We start from the raw sequence: 1,886 nt of genomic DNA, 5'->3' as shown, positions 1-1,886 counted from the left end.
ACCACTCCCCTATCAGCTTTAGACGAAGGTGGGGTGGCCAGTATGCGAAAAACCCACCCAAAATGTGTATATCAACAGTACAAAATACAGGAAAAATGAGTGAGTGATGTGATTTATCTGTATTTACTAAACGCTAGACCCTCTGCCTCAGGGGTAACCGTTTGCAGCTCAGGCGGGTGATCAAAGATGTTGGCTCATGATGCAACCGCGCCTAAATCGCTTCTTAGGCCCGCTCCTCTGTGCCTCTCTTGAGCCTGGGTGTTCTCTTTTTCAATCTGAGCTACACGCTGCTGTGTGATGCCCAATGAAACACCTACATCAGCCTGAGTCACCTTCGCCTCACGCAACAACCCAACAGCTGCCCGGTACTCCTGCGCAGCCTCACGCCGGAGCGCACCTGAGCTGCTCTCAAGCTCCTTAGACCGGTCCAAATGAACCTTAACCTGCTCCGGCAAGACAACCTTTAGATCAATCTCGATCTCTGCCTCTGGAACCTCGGCAACGAACGCTATAGCTTCCTTGATGATGTCGGCCTGTTCCAGGCGATTTACCTGCGTAATAGCACCAGGTGCCTCCACACACTGCAAAACCCACCACAAGCCCGAACGCTCTGCCTCCACGGTATACCTCATTTGCGCCACCACCCTTTCCCAAATTCTGCCGCGAACTGATCAAAGAACTTCCGCGCCGTCACATCATCTACTTCGCTATGCCTGCCAAGCGTCGAACGAGTACCACCAATACGAATACCGGTATGGTTCGTCAACTCGAACTCGCTGTACTCAAGCCCGGCCTGCTTCGCCTGCCGCCGCAACCGCTTCAGCACTTCAGCTCTCTTCATACAAATATACTACCCAGCACTTGTAAATAAAAACAAGACGCTGATTGTATCAGAGGCACTATGGGCAACTTAGCCCACCTGCTTTTGAATCCTCGGACGCAGTGCTTGCAGTTTCGAGATGTCATCAATCCGGACCAACCGGTCACCGAGCCTGTCACCAAGTCTTCCCTCTGCGATCACATGACAGCCCGAAAGTTCCTCAAGCGGCACCCCCAGAGCATCACTCAGATCCTCGGCCTGAGCAGGCAACAACATCACCGAGCACCCGGCACCATTGAGGAAAACGTTATACAAGCCATGTCGGACATCCCCCACGATTCCCCAAAAAGCCATCAGCCTAGGCTGACCAGTGGCCGTCTTAACGTTCAGATCGTCGGTTACATCCTCGAAACGGCAGAAATAATCACGAGCATAAACTTCCCCACGACCAGCAATGTCATAGCGCGTCTCTGGAGACGGATAGTTCGGCCTCGACCGCAAGAACCCCAAACAACGACGTAAATGCGCCGACTCCTGCTGACCACGAGGGCCGCCGCCCTCAACATACCGAGTGCCGCCCCTTGCCCGCCGCCGACCCTTCCCCTCGGCCCCGCTATCGCCACCTTCTCCAGCATCAACCCCTTCCCGGCCACCCAACGGCACCGGAAGGTCATACCTCATAACCTTCACCCCACCGTCGTTGACAGCACCAGAGCCGACCGCCTCCGGTTCGTCATTGCGCTTTGAACTCCCTTGAGAGCGCACTGACTGTTCACACGAGTCCCCCGTATGCGGATTCCCCTTACTCGTGCGGAAATACGGAGCGTTACCGGTCTTACTCACACCGCCACGGCCGAAGATCAACGGCACCTCGCAAACAATGCATCTGAACCCCTCCGCACGTCGCTCCCGTAACCACTGCTCCCCATAACGCAGCCACCCCGATTGAAGCCAAGACGCGTCAATCGGGTTTGAATTGTCCTGGGTTTGGTTCCGTTCTTTATAGGAGGATGGAAGTATGCCACGTCAGTATCCGCCGGAGTTCCGGCAGCGAGCGTTACGGATG

General features: G+C 55.1%; 3 protein-coding genes. All 3 read right to left on the bottom strand.

Going from position 1 to position 1,886, the window contains the following annotated elements; translation table 11 throughout:
- Positions 1-194: 194 nt before the first annotated feature.
- On the bottom strand, positions 195-620 hold the full coding sequence (locus C501_RS0100090) for a hypothetical protein (RefSeq protein WP_156807530.1): 426 nt from the start codon (positions 618-620) through the stop codon (positions 195-197).
- A gap of 8 nt (positions 621-628) precedes the next feature.
- Positions 629-841 carry a hypothetical protein gene (locus tag C501_RS0100085; protein ID WP_026174438.1) on the bottom strand — a complete coding sequence of 71 codons (213 nt, stop codon included), beginning with the start codon at positions 839-841 and terminating at the stop codon, positions 629-631.
- A gap of 69 nt (positions 842-910) precedes the next feature.
- Positions 911-1,174 carry a hypothetical protein gene (locus C501_RS0100080; protein WP_018133606.1) on the bottom strand — a complete coding sequence of 88 codons (264 nt, stop codon included), beginning with the start codon at positions 1,172-1,174 and terminating at the stop codon, positions 911-913.
- Between the last annotated feature and the right edge of the window lie 712 nt (positions 1,175-1,886).

It is taken from the genome of Acaricomes phytoseiuli DSM 14247 (assembly GCF_000376245.1).
In the GTDB taxonomy this organism is placed as follows: Bacteria; Actinomycetota; Actinomycetes; order Actinomycetales; family Micrococcaceae; genus Renibacterium; species Renibacterium phytoseiuli.
Note: the sequence above shows the minus strand (reverse complement) of the source record. Positions and strands in the feature narration are given on the sequence as shown.